Below are 682 nucleotides of genomic sequence, written 5' to 3'. Positions count from 1 at the left end.
GTAGCCTTTTGGTAATCTTTTTCACCTACCACATCTTGATAACGACTCAAACGTGTGTATAGACTTCCAAGATCGGCGAGACTTTCTGCATACGATGGATACTTTCTAAACTTAGCTTGTATCCTAGTTACGTTCCCCTTTTTGTCCTGCTCGCTAGTCCACATCAGTACGTATTTTCCGTTATAAGTGCCTTTAATTCCAAACAAATTGTTAGCTTGTTGAGAAAGACCGCTGGACCCAAAACCACTTTCTAAACATCCTTGAGCGATAACAAGGCTTGCAAGCACATTATATTTTTTGTAGACCTTTTGCGCTCCTGGTGCTAGTTTTTTGATAAAGTCAGCCGCAGCCATGTCATCCCCCCTTATGCATAATAGAATCTTGTATCAAACACGATTTCAATATAGCTTGCGTTTTGGATTTCAAAATCGTTTCTGCCAATATCAAGTGAAGGAAGCCTTCCAGATGTCTTGAGGCGTTTCTTGTTAGCGACGGTGTACTGTTTAATAAAAGAAACTTCCCTTGATTTAGATAATTCATCCTCAATTTTCAGACGCTCACCAGTCGTATGATTGATGATCGTTACACCTTTTCCTTTAGCTCTCAACGTCACTTGGTAATCATGCCGTAAAGGATTGATTCTAAAATCCCCAATGTTATAGATGCTGAACGTTTTCTTATT

2 protein-coding genes are annotated in these 682 nt (G+C 39.4%); both read right to left on the bottom strand.

Annotated elements, in window-relative coordinates:
- On the bottom strand, positions 1 to 353 hold a 353-nt coding region (locus tag LC033_RS16645), incomplete at its 3' end, for a glycoside hydrolase family 73 protein (RefSeq protein WP_226570349.1).
- A gap of 11 nt (positions 354 to 364) precedes the next feature.
- Positions 365 to 682 (bottom strand): phage tail family protein (locus LC033_RS16640; protein WP_226570347.1); only part of this gene is annotated, 318 nt, incomplete at its 5' end.

Source organism: Bacillus stratosphericus, from assembly GCF_020524495.1.
GTDB lineage: Bacteria > Bacillota > Bacilli > Bacillales > Bacillaceae > Bacillus > Bacillus stratosphericus_B.
This window is presented reverse-complemented; position numbering and strand designations above follow the sequence as displayed.